The 18,998-nt window shown below is 68.3% G+C and carries 15 protein-coding genes; 9 read left to right on the top strand and 6 right to left on the bottom strand.

Annotation, left to right across the window (positions count from 1 at the left end; genetic code table 11):
* Window positions 1-119: 119 nt before the first annotated feature.
* From dapE to LG334_RS05820, 3 genes are all read left to right on the top strand, one after another.
* The gene (gene dapE, locus LG334_RS05830) at window positions 120-1,319 is read left to right on the top strand and encodes a succinyl-diaminopimelate desuccinylase (RefSeq protein WP_404384198.1); all 1,200 of its coding nucleotides are present in this window, start codon (window positions 120-122) and stop codon (window positions 1,317-1,319) included.
* Window positions 1,320-1,331: 12 nt separating this feature from the next.
* A complete protein-coding gene (locus tag LG334_RS05825) occupies window positions 1,332-1,904 on the top strand; it encodes a hypothetical protein (RefSeq protein ID WP_404384196.1) in 573 nt (190 codons plus the stop codon).
* Between the two features lie 152 nt (window positions 1,905-2,056).
* Entirely contained in the window at window positions 2,057-3,490 is a 1,434-nt protein-coding gene (locus tag LG334_RS05820; RefSeq protein WP_404384194.1) for a methyl-accepting chemotaxis protein, read from the top strand.
* 218 nt (window positions 3,491-3,708) lie between these two features.
* Here the strand turns inward: LG334_RS05820 and LG334_RS05815 are convergent, their stop codons facing one another.
* From LG334_RS05815 to LG334_RS05795, 5 genes are all read right to left on the bottom strand, one after another.
* On the bottom strand, window positions 3,709-3,864 hold the full coding sequence (locus tag LG334_RS05815) for a hypothetical protein (protein WP_404386307.1): 156 nt from the start codon (window positions 3,862-3,864) through the stop codon (window positions 3,709-3,711).
* 8 nt (window positions 3,865-3,872) lie between these two features.
* Window positions 3,873-4,148, bottom strand: a complete 276-nt coding sequence (locus tag LG334_RS05810; RefSeq protein WP_404384192.1) for a type II toxin-antitoxin system VapB family antitoxin — start codon at window positions 4,146-4,148, stop codon at window positions 3,873-3,875.
* 118 nt (window positions 4,149-4,266) lie between these two features.
* Window positions 4,267-7,347: an efflux RND transporter permease subunit gene (locus tag LG334_RS05805; RefSeq protein WP_404384190.1), complete on the bottom strand. Its 3,081-nt coding sequence runs from the start codon at window positions 7,345-7,347 to the stop codon at window positions 4,267-4,269.
* 3 nt (window positions 7,348-7,350) lie between these two features.
* Complete coding sequence (locus tag LG334_RS05800) at window positions 7,351-8,475, bottom strand: efflux RND transporter periplasmic adaptor subunit (protein ID WP_404384188.1); 1,125 nt, start codon at window positions 8,473-8,475, stop codon at window positions 7,351-7,353.
* Between the two features lie 104 nt (window positions 8,476-8,579).
* Window positions 8,580-9,854, bottom strand: coding sequence for an MFS transporter (locus tag LG334_RS05795; RefSeq protein WP_404384186.1), 1,275 nt, complete (start codon window positions 9,852-9,854; stop codon window positions 8,580-8,582).
* 526 nt (window positions 9,855-10,380) lie between these two features.
* Here LG334_RS05795 and LG334_RS05790 point away from each other — a divergent pair.
* The 3 genes from LG334_RS05790 to LG334_RS05780 all read left to right on the top strand — a co-directional run bounded on the left by LG334_RS05790 (window position 10,381) and on the right by LG334_RS05780 (window position 14,631).
* Complete coding sequence (locus LG334_RS05790; protein ID WP_404384184.1) at window positions 10,381-11,106, top strand: GntR family transcriptional regulator; 726 nt, start codon at window positions 10,381-10,383, stop codon at window positions 11,104-11,106.
* 336 nt (window positions 11,107-11,442) lie between these two features.
* The gene (locus tag LG334_RS05785) at window positions 11,443-12,390 is read left to right on the top strand and encodes a DMT family transporter (protein ID WP_404384182.1); all 948 of its coding nucleotides are present in this window, start codon (window positions 11,443-11,445) and stop codon (window positions 12,388-12,390) included.
* Window positions 12,391-12,615: 225 nt separating this feature from the next.
* Complete coding sequence (locus tag LG334_RS05780) at window positions 12,616-14,631, top strand: methyl-accepting chemotaxis protein (RefSeq protein ID WP_404384180.1); 2,016 nt, start codon at window positions 12,616-12,618, stop codon at window positions 14,629-14,631.
* 69 nt (window positions 14,632-14,700) lie between these two features.
* Here the strand turns inward: LG334_RS05780 and LG334_RS05775 are convergent, their stop codons facing one another.
* Window positions 14,701-15,756, bottom strand: coding sequence for a prohibitin family protein (locus LG334_RS05775; RefSeq protein ID WP_404384178.1), 1,056 nt, complete (start codon window positions 15,754-15,756; stop codon window positions 14,701-14,703).
* Window positions 15,757-16,049: 293 nt separating this feature from the next.
* Between LG334_RS05775 and LG334_RS05770 the strand changes: the two genes are divergently transcribed.
* From LG334_RS05770 to LG334_RS05760, 3 genes are read left to right on the top strand one after another with little or no spacing between them, the layout of a single operon-like run.
* Window positions 16,050-17,219: a TAXI family TRAP transporter solute-binding subunit gene (locus LG334_RS05770; protein ID WP_404384176.1), complete on the top strand. Its 1,170-nt coding sequence runs from the start codon at window positions 16,050-16,052 to the stop codon at window positions 17,217-17,219.
* Between the two features lie 41 nt (window positions 17,220-17,260).
* A complete protein-coding gene (locus LG334_RS05765; protein ID WP_404384174.1) occupies window positions 17,261-17,440 on the top strand; it encodes a hypothetical protein in 180 nt (59 codons plus the stop codon).
* A gap of 40 nt (window positions 17,441-17,480) precedes the next feature.
* Window positions 17,481-18,824 (top strand): SPFH domain-containing protein, encoded by a 1,344-nt coding sequence (locus LG334_RS05760; protein WP_404384172.1) that lies wholly within the window; start codon window positions 17,481-17,483, stop codon window positions 18,822-18,824.
* The last annotated feature ends 174 nt before the right edge of the window (window positions 18,825-18,998 follow it).

The following is an 18,998-nucleotide window of genomic DNA, read 5'->3' as shown; positions in this document are numbered from 1 at the left end:
CGGCCCGCCCGCCCTCGGGCGCCGGACGCGGCTTGCGCGGCAGGGGCCGCGCGCCGCGGTTGCGGCGTTGGATGCTGTGTTCCAGTATCGCCCTTATGACTGAGCGAAGGCCGCACACCTTGACCGCAGACTCCTCCGCCCTGCCCGTTTTCGAGGCCGCCGCACTGACCGATCCGCTGCCCCTGGCGCAAGCGCTGATCCGCCGGCCGAGCATAACGCCCGCCGACGAGGGCGCGCTGGACGTGCTGCAGGCGGCGCTGGAGGCCCTGGGCTTTTCCTGCACCCGCCTGCCCTTCGGCGAGGGGGACGAGCGGGTGGACAATCTGTATGCCCGCCTGGGCACGGCGGCGCCCAACTTCTGCTTTGCCGGCCACACCGACGTGGTGCCGGTCGGCCAGGGCTGGACGCTGGACCCCTTCGCCGCCGAGGTGAAGGACGGCATCCTCTACGGCCGCGGCGCCTCTGACATGAAGGGCGCCATCGCCGCCTTCGTCGCCGCCGTCGCCCGCGCCCGCGCCGACTGGGCCGACGGCGCGCCGGGCGGCAGCCTGTCGCTGCTCATCACCGGCGACGAGGAAGGACCCGCCGTCAACGGCACCCGCAAGATGCTCGACTGGCTGCGGCAAACCGGCGAAACCATTGACCACTGCCTGGTGGGCGAGCCTACGAATCCCGGCCGCCTGGGCGAGATGATGAAGATCGGCCGGCGCGGCAGCCTCAACGGCGTGGTGACGGTGCACGGCAGCCAGGGCCACGTAGCCTACCCGCATCTGGCGGACAACCCCCTCCCGCGCCTCATGCGCATGATGTCGGCGCTGATCGAGAAGCCGCTGGACGCCGGGACGGCCCACTTCCAGCCGTCCAACCTGGAGGTCACCACCATCGATGTCGGCAATCCGGCGACGAACGTCATCCCCGGCAAGGCGACGGCGCGCTTCAACATCCGGTTCAACGACCTGCACACCGGCGAACGGCTGACCGCCTGGGCGCGCGAAAAGCTGGAGGTGATCGACGAGGGCGGCGACCACGACCTGGACATCCGCATCTCCGGCGAATCATTCCTGACGCCGCCGGGCCTGCTGTCGGACCTGGTCTCGGGCGCCTGCGAAGCGGTCTTGGGGACCCGGCCGGAGCTTTCGACGTCCGGCGGCACATCGGATGCGCGCTTCATCAAGGATCTGTGCCCGGTGGTGGAGTTCGGCATGGTCGGACGGTCCATGCACAAGTCCGACGAAAACGTCGCCGTCGCCGACCTGGAGGCCCTGACGGAAGTCTACCGGCGGATCGTCAGCGGCTATTTCGCCGCCTCGCGCGGCTGAGCGGCGGACATCATGGCCGTCCCCAGCGTCTCGGAAACCGCCTCCAGCCTGTGGGGGCTCAACCGCCTGCTACGCCTGGACGCCCGCGGGATCGAGTCCTTCAACCTGTCGGTGGACGGATTCTGGAACTCCTTCATCGTCGCCTTCCTGACCCTGCCGTTCTACCTTATCCAGTCCATGCTGTATTTCGCGGGGACGGAGCAGGACGCGCACTGGCTGCGCTTCCTGGGGCTGGAGACGGTGGGCTTCGCGCTGGGCTGGCTGGTGATGCCGACGGTGATGATTACCGTCAGCCGCATGCTGGGCTGCTTCGACCGCTTCTACCACTACATGGTGCCGTACAACTGGTTCCAGTTGGTGGTGGCGGCGGTTCTGCTGCCGCTGTCCATCGTGCAGGCGGTGGGGCTTCTGCCCCAGGGGCTGGTGGCGCTGCTGTTCCTGCTGACCACCAGCGCCTTCATCATGTACGGCTGGTTCATCGCCCGCCACGGCCTGGGGGTGAGCGCGGGCACGGCGGTGGGCATCATCCTCCTGGACCTGCTGCTGAGCCTGCTGGTCAACGGCGGCACGGACGCGCTGCTTTAGGCGGCCGTCGTCTTCGCGACACTTTCGGATATGATACTTTGTCACTAGCGTAGCCTTCTTGCGCCGGAAGGCGACTGGCGTCACACTTATGCCAAAGGTCCGGTCAACAGGACCATCCGAAAGATTAGGCAAGGGTTCAGGGAGGACGCAACATGGACGACGCAGGTCGCCACCCGGGCGCCGGCGGCGCGGAATTGGCCGACACCCGCGCGGATGGGGCCGCGGCGGGTATCGTCAAAGGCATCGGCAGTCTTTGGGAAAGCCTGGCAACGGTCGCGCTGGACATCGGCGCAGTGAACGAGCGCCTGGGCCGCAGCGTCGACCAGTTCGACGGCCTGCGTCGCGCTGCCGAGGAAATGGCGGAATCCAACCAGTCCATCAACGACGCCGCCGGCTCCGCGCAGGAGGTCGCCGACCGGGTGCTGGCTGAGGCCCGCGACAGCCGCGACGCCCTGGAACGCGCCACCGGCGACATTCACGGGCTGGTCGAAGGCGTCGGCCGCATCGAGCAGCAGCTCGCCGGCCTGTCGGAGGCGCTGCGTCAGGTCTCCAACGTCAGCCAGGAAATCGAGGCCATCGCCAAGCAGACCCGCCTGCTGGCGCTCAACGCCACCATCGAGGCCGCGCGCGCCGGCGAGGCGGGCAAGGGTTTCGGCGTGGTGGCCGGCGAGGTGAAGGCGCTGGCCCAGCAGACCAGCAACGCCACGTCCCACATCGAGGAAACCGTGGCGGAGCTTGAAACCCTCATCGGCCAGCTTCACACGGAAACCAGCGACAGCCGCGAACGCGCGGGCACCGTGGAGCAGTCCACCGAAACCCTGTCGCATGTGGTCTCCACGCTGTCGCACGGCATGGAGGACGTGGGCGGCCAGATTCAGTCCATCAGCGGCGCGGCGGCGGGGAACCTCGACCGCTGCGGCATCGTGGTCGACAACGTCAACGCCCTGACCGGCGACGTGGAGGACGAAAGCGGCCACCTGCACCACGCCACCGACGCGGTCAACGGCCTGATGAGCCAGACGCAGGACCTGATCACCCGCGCCGTCTCCGAAGGTTTCGAGATGGCCGACAGCCCCTATGTCCGCAGCGTGCAGGACATGGCCGAGACCATCGGCCGGCTGTTCGAGGACGCCGTCGCCTCGGGCCGGATCACCGAGGACGCGCTGTTCGACGAGAACTACAAGCCCGTCCCCGGCACCGACCCGCGCCAGCACACCACGCGCTTCCTGGACCTGACCGACCGCATGCTGCCGGAGTTGCAGGAGCCGCTGTTGGCCAGCGATTCCAACATCCTGTTCTGCGCGGCAGTGGACCGCAACGGCTACCTGCCGACCCACAACAAGAAGTACAGCCAGCCCCAGGGCGACGACCCGCTGTGGAACACCGCCAACTGCCGCAACCGGCGCATTTTCGACGACCCGGTGGGCCTGGCGGCGGGCCGCAACACGCGGCCCTTCCTGCTCAACAGCTACAAGCGCGACATGGGCGGCAAGATGGTGATGATGAAGGACGTCAGCGCGCCGATCTTCGTCAACGGCCGCCACTGGGGCGGCTTCCGCATGGGCTACACCCTGGCCGGCACCTGACCCGGGATCTCCGGGTTATGCCAGGGCCGACCGCACGTCGGTCCTGGCGAAGTCGTCGCCCTTGTAATGCAGCGGCACGTTGAGCGCGGCGGCAAGCGCATAGGCGGCGCAATCGCCCATGTTGAGCTTCGCGCCCGTGCCCGATCCCTTGCCCCAGCGGCAGTAGGCCTCGTGCGCCTCCTGGGCGGCGGTGGCGTCGAACGGGATGATCTCGGGCTTTAAAACAATGCCAGAAGGGGTTCGAAGTCGTGCAGGCGGGCACTGTTCCGCGCTCCCAGGACGATCCGCGCCTCAAAGACGCTCAAGGCGGATACTGCGACGGCCGGCGCGTCGTACAGGGCCTGCTCGTAAACGCGACGGTCTGCTTCACGCAGGATGATCGTTACAAAAGCCGACGTGTCGACGACAATGATTTCCAGATGCCATTCTCGTCGTAGAGGTCCGCGTCGTAATCACCGATATCGACGGGTGTCCGTGTTTCAAGTTCCCGAAAGAACGCCGCCAAAGCCCGTTTGCGTGCCTGCTTCTCATCGTCGGAACTCCGCGACAGCTTCTCCGTCAGCGCCTCGTCGATGACGTCGTCGATGGTTCGGCCGCTGTGCGATGCCAACTCGCGCGCCTTGCGGATGGTTTCCTCTGAGGTCAGCGTGTAGCCCATGATGGTCCGGCTCCGGCCGGTTGCCTGCACCGATCATGGGTCCGACGTCCTGCCGTCGCAAGAAAGGGGTGGCGCCCGCACCCGGACACCGCCCCGTCCCGCATCAGCCCGACTGGCCCTACTCCGCCGGTGCGCTGCCCATCAGTTTGGCGTCGGGCTCGGGCATGGCCTTGCCGCGGCCGCGGGCCAGCAGCAGGTAGGCCGTCGGCACCACGAACAGGGTCAGCAGCGTGCCCACCGTCATGCCGCCGACGATCACCCAACCGATGGCGGCCCGGCTTTCGGCACCGGCACCCACGGCGATGGCCAGCGGCACCGCGCCCAGGACCATCGCGCCCGTGGTCATGAGGATCGGGCGCAGGCGCAGCGCGCTGGCCTCGATTACCGCGTCGCGCTTGCTTTGGCCCTGCTCCTGAAGCTGGTTGGCGAACTCCACGATCAGGATGCCGTGCTTGGTGATCAGTCCGATAAGCGTCACCAGACCGATCTGGCTGTAGACGTTCAGCGTGTTGCCCGTCAGGTACAGCGCCAACAACGCGCCGGTCACCGACAACGGCACCGACAGCATGATGACGAACGGGTCGACGAAGCTCTCGAACTGCGCGGCCAGAACCAGATAGATGAAGCCCAGCGCCAGCAGGAAGGTGACGTAAAGGCTGGCGCTGCTCTCCTTGTACTCGCGCGACGGGCCCGAGTAGTCGATGAGCGCTTCCGGCGGCAGCACCTCGACGGCGATCCGTTCCAGCGTCGCCAGTCCGTCCGACAGCGCGAAGCCCGGTGCCAGGTTGGCGGTGATGGTGGCCGAGCGCATCTGGTTGAAGTGGTTCAGTTCCTTCGGCGCCACCGTCTCGGTCACCGTCAGCAGGTTCGACAGCTGGATCATGGCCCCGTCCGCCCCGCGCACGTAGATGGCCGACAGGTCCGACGGCGTCGCGCGGTCGCCGCCCTCCACCTGCACGATCACGTCGTACTGCTTGCCGTTCTGCTTGAACCGCGTCACCTGCCGGCCGCCCAGCATGGACTCCAGCGTCCGGCCGATCTCGGCCACGTCGGCGCCCACGTCGGCCACCTTCTCGCGGTCCACCTGCACCGCAAGCTGCGGCTTGTTGAGCTTCAGGTCCGTGTCCAGGTTGATGAAGCCGGGATACTCCCGCGCCTTCGCCACCACGCCGTCGACCATGGTCTGAAGCTCGTCATAGGGCGCGGTGGTCTGGATGACGAACTGCACGGGCTTGGACACCGGGCTCTGGCCCAGCGACGGCGGGTTGGTGGGAAACGCCATGATGCCGGGGATGCCGCCGAACAGCTTGGGCTGCATCTCCTTGACGATCTCCTGCTGCTTGCGCTCGCGCTGCTCCCAGTCCTCCAGGCCGACGAAACTGACGATCTGCGACACCACGGGGAAGCCCGTCACCACGAAGTAGCGCTCGGCCTCCGGCGTGCTGGCGTAGACCTGCTCCATCTGCCGGGCGTACTTGTCGGAGTAGTCGAGCGTCGCGCCCTCGGGCGCGATACCGATGCCGATGATGGTGCCGCGGTCCTCCGTCGGCGCCAGTTCCGACGGCAGTTGCATGAACAGCACATAGGCCCCGCCGGCGACACCCAGCGCCACGCCGATCACCAGAATATTGGCGCGAAGCGTCACCCGCAGCACCGCGCGGTAGGCGTTGGTCATGCCCTCCATCACCCGCTCGATGGCGTTGTAGATGGCGGAATGCTTCTTTTCGTGACGCAGCAACTTGGAGCACATCATGGGCGACAGCGTCAGCGCCACGAAGCCCGACACCAGCACAGCTCCCGCCAACGTCAGGGCGAATTCCGTGAACAGGCGCCCGGTGCGGCCTTCCATAAAGCCGATGGGCGCGTAGACCGCCGCCAGCGTCAGGGTCATGGCAATGACGGCGAAGGCGATCTCGCGGCTGCCCTTGAAGGCCGCCTGCACGGGCGAGAGGCCGTCCTCCACATGGCGGTGGATGTTCTCCAGCATGACGATGGCGTCGTCCACCACCAGGCCGATCGCCAGCACCATGGCCAGAAGCGTCAGGGTGTTGATGGAAAAGCCGAAGGCGTACATCAGCGCGAAGGCGCTGATCAGCGACACCGGAATGGTGACCAGCGGGATCAGGGTGGCGCGGATGGAGCGCAGGAACACGAAGATCACCAGGATCACCAGCACCACCGCCTCGCCGATGGTGGTGAAGACGTTGGCGATGGAGCGGTCGATGAAGATGGAGCTGTCGTAGCCGATGTCGACGCTCATCCCCTCGGGCAGGCCGCCCTCGATGATCGGCAGGGCCTCACGCACGCCGGCGCTGACGTCGAGCGGGTTGGCGGTGGCCTGTTTCACCACGCCCAGGGCGACCGCGCTCTGGCCGTTGAACCGCACGGCCGAACGTTCGCTTTCCGCCCCGACCTCGGCACGACCGACATCCTTCAGGCGCACCAGGTAACCGTCGGCGCGCTTGATGATCAGGTCCTCGAACTGCGCGGGCGTGCGCAGGTCGGTCTCGGCCAGCACGGTGAACTCGCGCTCTGCGCTCTCGATGCGGCCCGAGGGAATTTCCACGTTCTGCCGGCGCAAGGCGCCTTCCACGTCCTGAACGGTCAGGCCGTAGGCCGCCAGTCGCGCGCGGTCGAGCCACAGGCGCATGGCATATCGACGCTCGCCGAAGATCATCACGTTGGCGACGCCGTCGATGTTCTGAAGCCGGTCCTTGACGTAACGGTCGGCGTAATCGGTGACCTCCAGCGGTGAGTGCCGGTCGGACGAGAACGCCAGGTAGATGATCGGCTGGGCGTCGGCCTCTTCCTTTGAAATCACCGGCTCGTCAATCTCTCCGGGAAGCTGCCCGCGCACGCGGGCGACGCGGTCACGCACGTCGTTGGCGGCCGTGTCGGGATCGCGGGTCAGGCGGAACTTGACCTCCACCTGGCTCTGCTCGGGCCGGGAGGTGGACGTCATGACGTCGATGCCCTCGATCCCCGCCAGGCTTTCCTCCAGCGGCTGGGTGACCTGGGTCTCGATGATTTCCGCCGTGGCGCCGGGATAGCGGGTTTCCACCTTCACCACCGGCTCGTCGATGTTGGGGTACTCGCGCACCGTCAGCCGGTCATAGGCGATGATGCCCACCAGCACGATGACAAGGCTCATGACGGTGGCGAGCACCGGCCTCTTGATGGACAGGTCGGACAGGACCATGGATCAGCCCTCCGCACCCGCCGCCGAGGCGGCCTGCGGATCGCCCTGCCCTTCACCGGCACCGCCGGGGCCGCCGGAGCCGCCGGAGCCGCCAACGGGCATCACGGTGACCGGCTGGCCGGGCCGCACCTTGATCTGGCCGGCGGTGATGACCGTGTCGCCCTCGCTCAGTCCCTCGGTCACTTCGACGATGCCCTTGCGGCGCTGGCCGATGGTGACCGGCTGGGCTTCCACCATGCCGTCCACCACCTTGTAGACCGCCTGGCTGGTGCCCTGGGGGATCAGAGCCTCTTCCGGCACCACAAGGGCATTGGGACGCTCGTCCAGCACGAGGGTGACACGGGCGAACATGCCCGGCCGAAGCGGGCCGTCCGTGTTGGGCACGCGGGCGCGCAGCATTACGCTGCGGCCCTGCACGTCCACCTGCGGATCGATGGCGTAGACCGTGCCGTCGAAGGCCTGCCCCGGCACCGCATCCACCTTCATGCGGATGGGCTGGCCGGTCTTCAGGCGGTGGGCGAAGACCTCCGGCACGCGGAAGTCCACCTTGATGGGGTCCACGTCCTCCAGGTTCACGATGGCGTCGCCGGCGCGGAGATAGTCGCCGACGCTCGCCTGCCGCAGGCCGAGCAGGCCGGAAAACGGCGCGCGAAGCTCCGTCTTCTCCATGTTCACCCGCGCCAGTTCCAGCGCCGCCTCGTCGGCGCGGAGCTTGGCCAGGGCCTCGTCGCGGGAGCTGACGGGCAGGTTCTGGCGCCGGTAAAGCTCTTCGGCGCGGTTGAAATTGCGCTGACTGAGGCTGAGGTTGGCCTCGGCCCTTTTCAGCTCGGCGGCGCGGCTGTCGTCGTCCAGCTTGACCAGAAGCTGGCCCTTCTCGGCGCGGCCGCCTTCCTCGAAGGATATTTCCTCGACGCGGCCGGCGATCTCGGGGCGGATGACGGTGCTTTCGTTGGCCAGCAGGCTTCCCACCACCAAAAGTTCGTCGGTCATGGGCTGGACGCGCACGGGCACGGCCTCGACCGGCAGTCCCTGCGGCTTGTCCTGCGCCTGGCCCGCCGCCGGCGCCGCCAGAAGCCCCGCCGCCAGCATCAGCGCCCCGGCCAGTCGTTTCCCGATGATGATACCCACGATCCTCTCCCTTCACGGGACACGGCCCCCGCTGCTTCGGGAAGGCCGCCGTTGTTTCGCTCACTGCACCCGACCGGCCTGCCCGCACGACGGCACCGGCTTCTTCATGTCGGGGCGCGCGCGCTCCGGGTCCAGAGCGCCGCACCAAGGAATGTCGCCGCGGCCGCCGCGGCCAGGGCCGCCACCACGGTGAAGGCGGTGCCGGGGCCGAAGGCCGCCACCACAGGCTGGCTGGCGAGCGGCGAGACGAACTGGCCCAGGAACAGGCTCGTCGTCAGACCTCCCAGCGCCCGTCCGCGCATGGCCGGCGGCACCCGCGCCAGCAGCCAGACGCTGGCGTTGGGCATGTTGATGCCCATGCTCGGCCCCGCGAGCGCCAGAGCCACCATCACCACACCATAGCTTCCCGCCGTCGCGATCAGGCCGTAGCCCGCCGCCATGCAGGCGAAGCCGATGGCGAAAAGGGCCGGCGGCCGCAGCCACTGGCGCAGGCGGCCATAGCTCATGGAAGCCAGCCCGGCCGACAGGTTGAAGCAGGCGATGGCCATTCCGGTGCGACTCGGGCTGTCGACGCCAAGCTCCGCCAGATAGAACGGAAGCTGCGTCGGCACCATGAAAAAGGTTGTCATGGTAAAGAACGCCGTCGCGTAGAGGCCCGCCACGAAGGCGACGGGCATGCGCGCGGGCGCCGGCGGCGCGTCGGCATCGGCGCCACGGCCGGCAACCGCAGCGGGATCATGACGCGGCGGCTCGGGCAACACAAAGGCCATTACCGGAGCGAGCAACAGGGCCGCCAGATACACGGCGAACGGGCCGCGCCAGTGCAGGTCCGCCAGGAAACCGCCGGCCAGCAGGAATGCCACGCCGCCGAACGCCATGAAGGCCGACTGGATGCCCAGAAAACGCTCGCGCCGGGACCCCTGGAAGTAGTCGCCCACCAGCGTCTGCGCCGTCGTCATCACCATGGCGACGGAAAGCCCCAGCGCCGCCCGCCCGACCAGGATCGCCCACAGACTGTCCACCACCAGCCCCGAGGCGCCGGACAGGCCGTAGAGCACGGCGCCGGCGACGATCATGCTCTTGCGGCCGAAGCGGTCGATCACCCATCCCGCCACGGGTGCAAAACCGGCGATGAACAGCGCCGGCATCGTCAGCACCAGGCGCGTCCACAGGCCGGCGCTGTCGACGTCGGCGAAGTGGGCCTGAAGTTCGGGCAGCGACGGCGAGATCACGGCACCGGCCATCACCGTCAGGCTGGCCGCCAGCAGGAGGCTGCCGCGGATGGCCCAGGCCAGCGGACCCCGCTCGGGCACCAGGGGGTCGTCGTCGGCGCGGGCTTCGGTACGGGCAGCGGATGACGGCTGGGAAGAGACGACCATGAGACTCCGGCGCTGGAGGGCGTTCATCGGAACGGCGAAACCCGGCCCGAGCATAGGAAGGCGTCCAGTATAACGCCAGCGGCCCGGAGGCATGGCCGCCATGTCCTACGCCACCGGGCGCGGTGCTGGACCGCATGCCGACTCTCCCCGCCATCAGCGTCCGGCGGCGACGGTCCGGACCGCTTGCGCTGGGACTTCCGCCCAAAAAGGACGATTTTTCGAGCACCCACCATGGCCTTAAGACCCAAGACCTTCTTTATGCCTCGAGAAATCTTTATATTTCAGAAGTATAAATCCTTGCAATTTTAGTGCGCCAGGCACCAGTTTTGCGCAAGACACGTTGACCGAACCCTGCGCGATCAATACGATCCCCGATTATGAGCATTCGGTACTGCCTGGGCAGGCGCGCGGTTCGGTGGGGAACGGCGCGGCATTCAGCCAAGGTCGCCGCTGCCATGATCAGAGGAGGGGGTCGCCGGCAGCCACGCTGTTGCCCGGGACGATCATTGGCTGAGAGTCCATTTCCATGACACGCAACGACCACACCATTGCCCGCGCGCCGACGCTGACCCAAAGCGTGGCCGAACGGATCAATGACGCCATTCTGGACGGCACCTTCGAACCAGGCGAGCGCCTGGTGGAAACGCGCCTGTCGGGCATGTTCGGCGTCAGCCGTGCGCCGGTGCGCGAAGCACTGAAGATCCTGGAGACGACGGGGCTCGTGCGCATCGTCGTCGGGCGCGGCACCTTCGTCTGCCGCCTGAACCGCGACGAGTTGATGCGGGTGGTCGTCGGCCATGCGTTGCTCATGGGCTTTGTCGCGCGGCTGGCCAGCGTGCACGGCACGGCGCGATCCTTCACGGCGCTGGCACGGGCGCAGCGCGGTCTGGCCCGCGCCGTCGACGCCGGACGATCCACCGAGGTGCGCCGCCAGGAAGACGTCTTCCTCACGGCCCTGTTCGACGCGGCCGACGACACCGTGCTGCGCCAGACCGTCCTGGGCATGCGCGGGCAGATCCTGGTCCACCGCTCTCCGCTGACGCCCGAGGTCGAGATCCTCGACCGCCTTGGCGCCACCGCCGCCGAGCTTCTGTCGGCCCTGACAATGGGCGATCCCGATCAGGCGGAGAAGACGGCCCGCACCGCCACGCTGGTCACCGGCTTCGCCATCATCGGCCAGAAGCCGCCCCCGTCGGTGGACGCCTATCTCGACATCCAGGCGCCGAGGATGCCGGCTGAACTGACGGCATGAGGGCCCGAGAGCCTTTCCGGACGGGCGCCGCCATCGGGTCATCCCGGCGCCGCCCGGTCCGGCACGCCTGATACCGGATGACGCTCGAACCCTGCACGTATCGTCCGGCAAGGCCGGCGACCCGACGGACGCGAAGCGGACACCGGCCGCCGCGCCTTATGGCGCGTGCGGCGGCATACCGACTGAAGCCGAAGGCGTGCGCGGAAGCGCGCACACCGCAGCGTCGACGGTTTCAATCATCGGCGCGTAGGATGGCCCCGGCGCAACGGCCCTTGATGCCGGGGCCCGCCACCGCCCATCATGCCGACCGCCCGACCACAAGCCGCCGGACCCCGCATGCCTGAAGACCGCTCCCGCCCCGCCCCGGACACCGCCGCTTCAGCAAGCACGCCGGCGCGGCGGGCCTTTGTGCGGGTGATGCCCGGACTGTTCGTCCTGCTGTGGTCCACCGGTTTCATCGGCGCCAAGTTCGGTCTGCCCTATGTGGAGCCCTTCACCTTCCTGGCCGTGCGCTTCCTGCTCGCGCTGGTCCTGCTGGCGCCGCTGGCCTGGGCCGCCCGCGCCGCCTGGCCGAAAAGCACCGCTGCGCTGGGCCACCAGGCGGTGACCGGTACGCTGGTCCATGCCGTCTACCTGGGCGGGGTGTTCTGGGCCATCGACCACGGTCTGTCGGCGGGCGTTGCGGCGCTGATCGTCGGGCTGCAGCCGCTGCTGACGGCCGTCGCCGTCGGCCCGCTTCTGGGCGAGCGCGTTTCGGCGCGGCAATGGCTGGGACTGGTCCTTGGCCTGACGGGCGTCGCCATGGTGGTGGGCGAAAAACTCGGTTTCGCCGGCGCCGCCGCGGGCCTGGCCGGGCTTGAGCCCATTGCGCTGTCGGGCGCGGTGCTGGCGCTGCTGGGCATCACCGCCGGCACCCTTTACCAGAAGCGCTTCGGCGGCTCCACGGACCTGCGGGCGGCCACCTTCGTGCAGTACGCCGCGGCCGCCGTTGTCATGGGCGTGGCGTCGCTGGCACTGGAAACCGGCGATATCCAGTGGACCGGCGAGTTCGTCTTCGCGCTCGGCTGGCTGACGCTGGTGCTGTCGTTGGGCGCCATTTCGCTGCTGATGACGCTCATCCGCCTGGGCGAGGCGGCCCGCGTCGCCAGCCTTTTCTACCTCGTGCCGCCGGTCACTGCCGTCACCGCCTGGGCGCTGTTTGGCGAGACACTGGGCGCCCTGGCACTGGCCGGCATGGCCGTGGCCGTGGTGGGCGTGGCGCTGGTGGTGGCGCGCCGCGGGTGATGCCGACGACCCGCTCCGAAAGTATATGAGCAAGTATCCGGAGGATCACAATGCCAGAACGACTGGTACCCTGCGGGCATTTTGCTTGCGGTAGACATGCGCTAATCGCATGAAAACCACCAGTTTTAGAAGGCATACATTCTTCTGTTGAGGTAACGTTAATTCGTTCGGTCGTCGCCGCCCGGGGGGCGCGGCGCTGCGTCCTGAGGGAGGGGAGCACGACAGATGACGTTTCTCGACAACATGAAAGTCGCAGCCAAGGTATCCCTCGGCTTCGGCATCGTTCTGGTCCTGCTGGTGGTGACGGGCATCGTCAGCGGCGTCGGCTTCAACTCCGTCGACGGCATGTTCGAGTCATATCGCCACCTCGCGCGCGAGACCAACGAGGTGGGCCGCATCCAGGCGAACATGCTGGAGACCCGCATGGGGGCCAAGGACTTCCTCATCGACGGCAGCGAGGCGGCCATGACCCAGGTGCGCGAACGGGCCGAAATGACCCTGCGCCTGACCGAGGAAACCCGCGGGCTGCTGAAGGACACCGAGCAGGCCAAGATCCAGCTTCTCGACGAGGTGCAGCAGGCGCTTCGCACCTATCGCGACGGGTTCGAGGAGATCGTCTCGCACCAGTCGGACCGCAACAGGGCGGTCATGACGCTCAACACGATCGGGCCGCAGATCGAGCAGGCGCTGACCTCCGTCATGGAAAGCGCCTACGAAGACGGCGACACCGAAGCCGCCTATCGCGGCGGCGTCGCCCTGCGGGCGCTTCTGCTGGCGCGGCTGCACGTCAACCGGTTCCTGGTGGAGAACAGCGACGCCGCCTATGATCGCGTGCAGACGGAACTGGCGGCCTTCGACCAGAGACTGATCGAGTTGAACAACAACCTGGCCGATTTCGAGCGCCGCAAGCTGACGGGGACCGCCAAGAACCTGACCGGCGAATACCGGGAGGCCTTCGCCGCCGCCTCCTCCGCCATCCGGGCGCGGAACGCGGTGGTGACAGGCACGCTGAACCAGATCGGCCCGGCCGTCGGACGCGACGTCGAGAACGTGAAACTCGAAATCAAGGCGGCGCAAGAAGACCTGGGACCGCGCGTGGAGGCCAGCATCCACGACAGCGTCACGCTGACGGTGGGCCTGGGCGCGGTCGCCCTGGTGCTGGGCATCGGCGCCGCCTTCCTCATCGGGCGCGGCATCTCGCAGCCCGTCACCGCCATGACCGGCGCCATGGCGCGGCTGGCGGACGGCGACGAAACCACCGACGTGCCGGCGCAGGGACGCAAGGACGAGGTCGGCAAGATGGCCGCCGCCGTGCAGGTCTTCAAGGACAACATGATCCGCGCCAACATGCTGGCGGCGGAGCAGGAAAAAGAGCGCAAGGCGCGCGAAGAGCGTGCCAAGTACATCGAGGACCTGGCACACCGCTTCGACTCCGACGTCTCCAGCGTGCTCGAAGCCGTCTCATCGGCCTCCGCCGAGCTGTCGTCGACGGCCGAGAGCATGTCCTCCATCGCCGAGGAAACCACCCGTCAGGCCACCGCCGTGGCGGCGGCTGCGGACCAGGCGTCCACCAACGTGCAGACGGTGGCCTCCGCCGCCGAGGAACTGTCCTCGTCGATTTCCGAGATCGGGCGCCAGGTGAACCACTCGGCCGATATCAGCCGGTCGGCGGCCGAACAGGCCCAGCACACCAACGAGGTTGTGCAGGGGCTGGCCGAAAGCGCCCAGCGCATCGGCGACGTGGTGGCGATGATCACCGACATTGCCGACCAGACCAACCTGCTGGCGCTCAACGCCACCATCGAGGCCGCCCGCGCCGGTGACGCCGGCAAGGGGTTTGCGGTCGTGGCGAACGAGGTCAAGAGCCTCGCCAACCAGACCAGCAAGGCGACGGAAGACATCTCCAAGCAGATCGGCGGCATTCAGGGCGAGACCCAGAAGGCCGTGGAGGCCATTACCACCATCGGCAAGACGGTCAACGAAATCAGCGAAGTTGCCTCGGCCATCGCCTCGGCGGTGGAGGAACAGAACGCCGCCACCAGCGAAATCGCCCGCAACACCAGCGAGGCCAGCGCCGGCACGAACGACGTGTCCTCGAACATCGCCGGCGTCACCAGCGCCGCCGACGAGGCGGGTCACGCGGCAACGCAAGTGATGGAGGCGACCGGCCAATTGTCGCAGCAGTCCGAGCAGTTGCGCGGCGTGGTGCAGGAGTTCCTGACCAACGTCCGCGCCGCCTGATCCATCCCTTGGCAACCACTGCCCCTGGCCGCCCGGGTCCCGCGACACGGGCGGCTTTCCCGGCGCCCTTCAGGGAGCCGAGCCGTCCAAGCCGGTCCAGCGGCCGACGGTGGTCACCAGCCGCTGCCACAGGCCGCGCACCCTGGCGAGCATCGGGTTGTCCGGCGGTTCGGCCGCCGTGGCGAGCGCCGCCTCGGCATGCTGGTTCTCCTCCACCGACAGCCCCGCTTCCGGCGGCGGGGGCGGGGGCTTCCTGGAGATTGAGCCGGCCTCAGGGACGGGCGGCGCGGCGGATGGCCCCGCCGGCGGAAAGGTGACGATCACCGGCGGCTGGCGGCCGCCTGGACCGGTCACCACCACCTTGCTGGCGGGCGCCGTCGCCAGAGCCTCGGTCGCAGCCACGCCCCTCAGCCGCAGGAACCCCTCCAGATCGCCCCGTTTCGCCAGTTGCGCCTGGAATGCCGCGATGCCCTGAGCTTCCGTCACGCGCCGATGGCTCTCTGCCAGCTCGCGCCGGAGGCGGAAGTCGTACTCCTCCACGAGGTGGCGCTGCCGGTTCTTGTGCTGCACCGATGCCGCCACCGACGGCGGCAGGGTGACCGAGCGGATGAGGAAGTCGTCCAGTTGCACCATCGGCTGCCCCTGGGCGCGCCCCGCGCTCAGACTGCCGCGGCGCAGGTCGTCGGAAAGGGCGGCGACGACCCGCGCATTGATCTCGCCGCGGTCCGCGCTGTGCAGGTCGGCGCTCGTGTACCTGGCGACGATCTCTCGCAGGGCCGCGTCCATGCTGGCGCGCACCAGCACCCGCTCGTACTGCGGGCCGACACGCCGGTGCAGCGTGCCCAGCACCTCCGCCGACGGCCGATAACGGTAGCTGACCGTCAGCCCGACCTCCAGCCCGTCGCGCGTCACCGCCGTCAACTGACGGTGCACGGCGCGAAAGCGGATGTCATAGAGAATGAGCGAATCCCACGGAAAGGTGAGATGCACGCCCTCGCCCAGGGCCGGCTGCTCCACCGTGCCCCCGAACAGGCGCAGCCACAGCACGCCCCCGTGCCCGGCCGGGATCTCGTGAACGATGCGGTCCGACCACAGAAGCGCCCCGCCGCCCACAAGCACCAGCACCAGCGCAACGCGGCGCGGCCACCGCGGCCGGAGCCGCCGGCCATTCGCGCCCTTGCCCGCGCCTGCACCCGCGCCCGTCTGCCGGTCTTTGCTCTTTCCGCCCCTGAGCGGTGCGCCCCCCACGGCCGTGCTCTCCTCCCGTGTCGCCGCCCGTGGGAAGAGTACCTTCAATCGTCCGCCCCCTCAAAAGGCTAAATTTCACGTTTACACACTTCTTCGGATGTGTACGGTGAAGGAACGGTCGACGGTCGCGCAGGGGGACTCGCGGCGTCCGGCCGGGGGGATCGAGGGGCATGCTTGCGAAACGCGACACAATGGGCCGGCGCCTGAGGCGCGTCGCGGCGGCGGGAGTGGGGCTCCTGGCGCTGACGGCGATGCCGGCGGCCGCCCAGTCGCCATCGGCGCCGGAGTCGGACGCCCCGCCGCCGCTGCCCCTGCCGCCCAGCATGATGAGCGACTTCAGCGCCGACCTCATGCCCGACCTGCCCGACCTGAGCACCCTTCCGCGCGCCGATACCAAGGATGACAACCGGTTCGTCATCATCCACAGCGGCCACACGGGTGGCGTCTACTACCAGGTCGCCGCCGCCATCTGCGAAGCGCTGGGCGCCACGTTCGAGGATCACCGCATCCATTGCGCCGCCGAGCGCACCACCGGAGATCCCGAGAACGCCGCTGCCCTGAAGAGCGGCGAGGCCGAGGTGGCGCTGATTCAGGGCGACGACAACTACCGCGCTGCCGTGGGCGAGGCAGACATCGGCCCGGCCCGCTCCATCATGTCGCTCTTTTACGAGTCGGCGGTGGTGGTGTCGCAGCCCGAGGCGGACGTCGCCGCCGTACGCGACCTGGACGGGCTGACGGTCAACCTGGGACCCGACGAATCGGCGCCGCGCCACCTGTGGTCGCTCCTCTCGCAGCACGGCATCGCTCCCGAAGCCGATGCCGTGGTGCTGACCGAGTACGAACGCCCGGCCCTCCACCGTCTGATGTGCGAGGAGGAGATCGACGCCTACGTCGACTGGATCGGCCACCCGGCGTCCTACATCGGCCGCACCGCCCGCTACTGCAACGCCCGCGTCGGCGGGGTGCCGTGGACCACGACGGTCACCGACCTGGTGGAGCGTACGCCATGGCTGTACCACACCGTCATTCCCGGCGGCTCCTACGTCGGCCAGGACAAACCGGTGGAAACCATCGGGATCCGCGCAACGCTCGTCGCCCGCGCCGATACCGACGACGACATCGTCTACCACATCACCCGCGCCGTGCTGGGGGACCTGGAGCGCTTCCGCGGCTACGCGCGGCCGCTGCGCGCGTCGAGCCTGACACCCATGATCAGCGAAGGCAACTACCTGCCCTTTCATGCGGGCGCGCAACGCTATTTCGACGAACAGGGCCTGCCGGCCGCCGCAGGCGTCGACACCGACGGGGAAACCGGGGCCGGAGCCGGAGCCGACGGCTGACATGACGACCGGCGTCGCACAGAGGGGAACACGTCAAGACCATGCTGAACATCATCCTGATCGCCTATGTGGCGCTGTGCGCCGTCAACGGTTACCTGGGCCGCCGGGCGCGCATCGGCTTCCTTGGGTTCTTCATCCTGTCGCTGCTGCTGAGCCCGCTGGTCGGGCTGATCCTCGCCTTGCTGTTCCGGCCGCGCGGCGAGCTGGCGTCCTCCGCCTGAGCAGCGCCGACCCTGTCCACCGATCACCGGAACCCCTGACGTGACCTCAGAGTCCCCCGCGACATCTTCCGCCACGCCCGAGCCCAACACCGCCGGCACTGGCGCCTCCCGCGACTCCGTCCCGCGGCGCGTGCTGCGCTGGATTCGTCGCCACGGGCTGACGTTCTATCTGACGCTGTTCGTCGGCATTCTGATGGTTTCGGCCATGGGGCCCAGCATTTTCATCAACGTGCCGGCCGGCCATGTGGGCGTGCTGTGGAAGCGATTCGCAGGCGGTACGGTGACGGAACTCTATTATCCCGAAGGCCTCCAGGTGATCTGGCCGTGGGACGAAATGTACATCTACGACGTGCGCCTGCAGAACGACGCGCGCGTCTACGACGTCATCTCCGCCGACGGCCTGGAAATGAGCGTCGAGATCGCCGTGCGTTACCGGGTGACGCGCGAAAGCGCCGGCTACCTGCACAAGCTGATCGGCCCGAACTACCCGGAAATCCTGGTCTACCCGGAAATCGGCTCGCACGCCCGGACGCTGATCTCGCGCTATTCGCCGGAGCAGCTCTACACGACCCAGCGCGCCTTCATCCAGAAGCAGATCTTGGAGCGCATGGTGACTCAACTGGGCGAATCCATGCTCGACCAGGGCCTGGACGACCGCGTCGTTGAGGTGGAGGACGTGCTGATCCGCTCCGTCCGCTTGCCCGAGCCCGTGCGCCAGGCCATCGAGCACAAGGTCCAGCAGTACCATGTGATGCTGGAGTACGACTACAGGTTGCAGCGCGAGCAGAAGGAGCGGGCGCGCAAGCAGATCGAGGCCGCGGGCATCCAGGCCTTCCAGCAAACGGTCTCTCAGGGAATCACGCCGGATTACCTGCGCCTGCGCGGCATTGAGGCGACACTGGCGCTGGCGCAGTCGCCCAACAGCAAAATCGTCATCGTGGGCGGCGGTGACGACGGGCTGCCCATCATCCTGGGCGGCCTGGACCAGGCACCCGCCGCCACCGGACGAACGGGCACGACTCCGGCCGCCGCCCTGCCCGGCGCGGGCCATCCGGCGCAGGATTCGGGGATCGCCTCATCGGATTTTCCCGCCATGGTGGGCAATGCAAGCCACCAGCCCGCGCCCGGCGGCGACACCACGGCAGGCGGCGCCGCCGCCGGCACGGCCTCGCCCCGGGTGGCGCGACCGGCGATGGAGCCCCGCCAGGATCTGGCTCCGACCCCGCCCGCAGGTGACGTCGCACCCGACCGTCCGGCTCCGTCGGAACGGCCGAGCACCGGCGCCGACGGCCGTCCCACGGGTGATCGCCCGGCTGCCGCCGCCGCGCCGTCGGCCGCCATCGACGCCAGTCCCACGCCGCCTTCGGGAACGCCACTGCGGTAACGCCACGGCGCTCCCGGAAAAGTCGTAAATCGCGCGTCAAACGACCGTTGCCACTACCGTTGATTTACATTCCTATCCGCGCACGTCACGGTTGCCACCATGATTGGCCTCTGATACCGTCGAGAGCGATGGTCGATGGGGGACCATGGAACCGTCTCGATTCCGCAAGGGCGG

This window comes from Caenispirillum salinarum (genome assembly GCF_044803115.1).
Taxonomy (GTDB): domain Bacteria; phylum Pseudomonadota; class Alphaproteobacteria; order Rhodospirillales; family Rhodospirillaceae; genus Caenispirillum; species Caenispirillum salinarum_A.
Note: the sequence above shows the minus strand (reverse complement) of the source record. Positions and strands in the feature narration are given on the sequence as shown.

Bases quoted from the DNA above. Each gene is read 5' to 3' on its own strand.
- LG334_RS05785 (WP_404384182.1), top strand. From the start codon at position 11,443: ATGCCTGAAGACCGCTCCCGCCCCGCCCCGGACACCGCCGCTTCAGCA.
- LG334_RS05770 (WP_404384176.1), top strand. From the start codon at position 16,050: ATGCTTGCGAAACGCGACACAATGGGCCGGCGCCTGAGGCGCGTCGCG.
- LG334_RS05790 (WP_404384184.1), top strand. From the start codon at position 10,381: ATGACACGCAACGACCACACCATTGCCCGCGCGCCGACGCTGACCCAA.
- LG334_RS05765 (WP_404384174.1), top strand. From the start codon at position 17,261: ATGCTGAACATCATCCTGATCGCCTATGTGGCGCTGTGCGCCGTCAAC.
- LG334_RS05810 (WP_404384192.1), bottom strand. From the start codon at position 4,148: ATGGGCTACACGCTGACCTCAGAGGAAACCATCCGCAAGGCGCGCGAG.
- LG334_RS05825 (WP_404384196.1), top strand. From the start codon at position 1,332: ATGGCCGTCCCCAGCGTCTCGGAAACCGCCTCCAGCCTGTGGGGGCTC.
- LG334_RS05780 (WP_404384180.1), top strand. From the start codon at position 12,616: ATGACGTTTCTCGACAACATGAAAGTCGCAGCCAAGGTATCCCTCGGC.
- LG334_RS05820 (WP_404384194.1), top strand. From the start codon at position 2,057: ATGGACGACGCAGGTCGCCACCCGGGCGCCGGCGGCGCGGAATTGGCC.
- LG334_RS05805 (WP_404384190.1), bottom strand. From the start codon at position 7,347: ATGGTCCTGTCCGACCTGTCCATCAAGAGGCCGGTGCTCGCCACCGTC.
- LG334_RS05795 (WP_404384186.1), bottom strand. From the start codon at position 9,854: ATGGTCGTCTCTTCCCAGCCGTCATCCGCTGCCCGTACCGAAGCCCGC.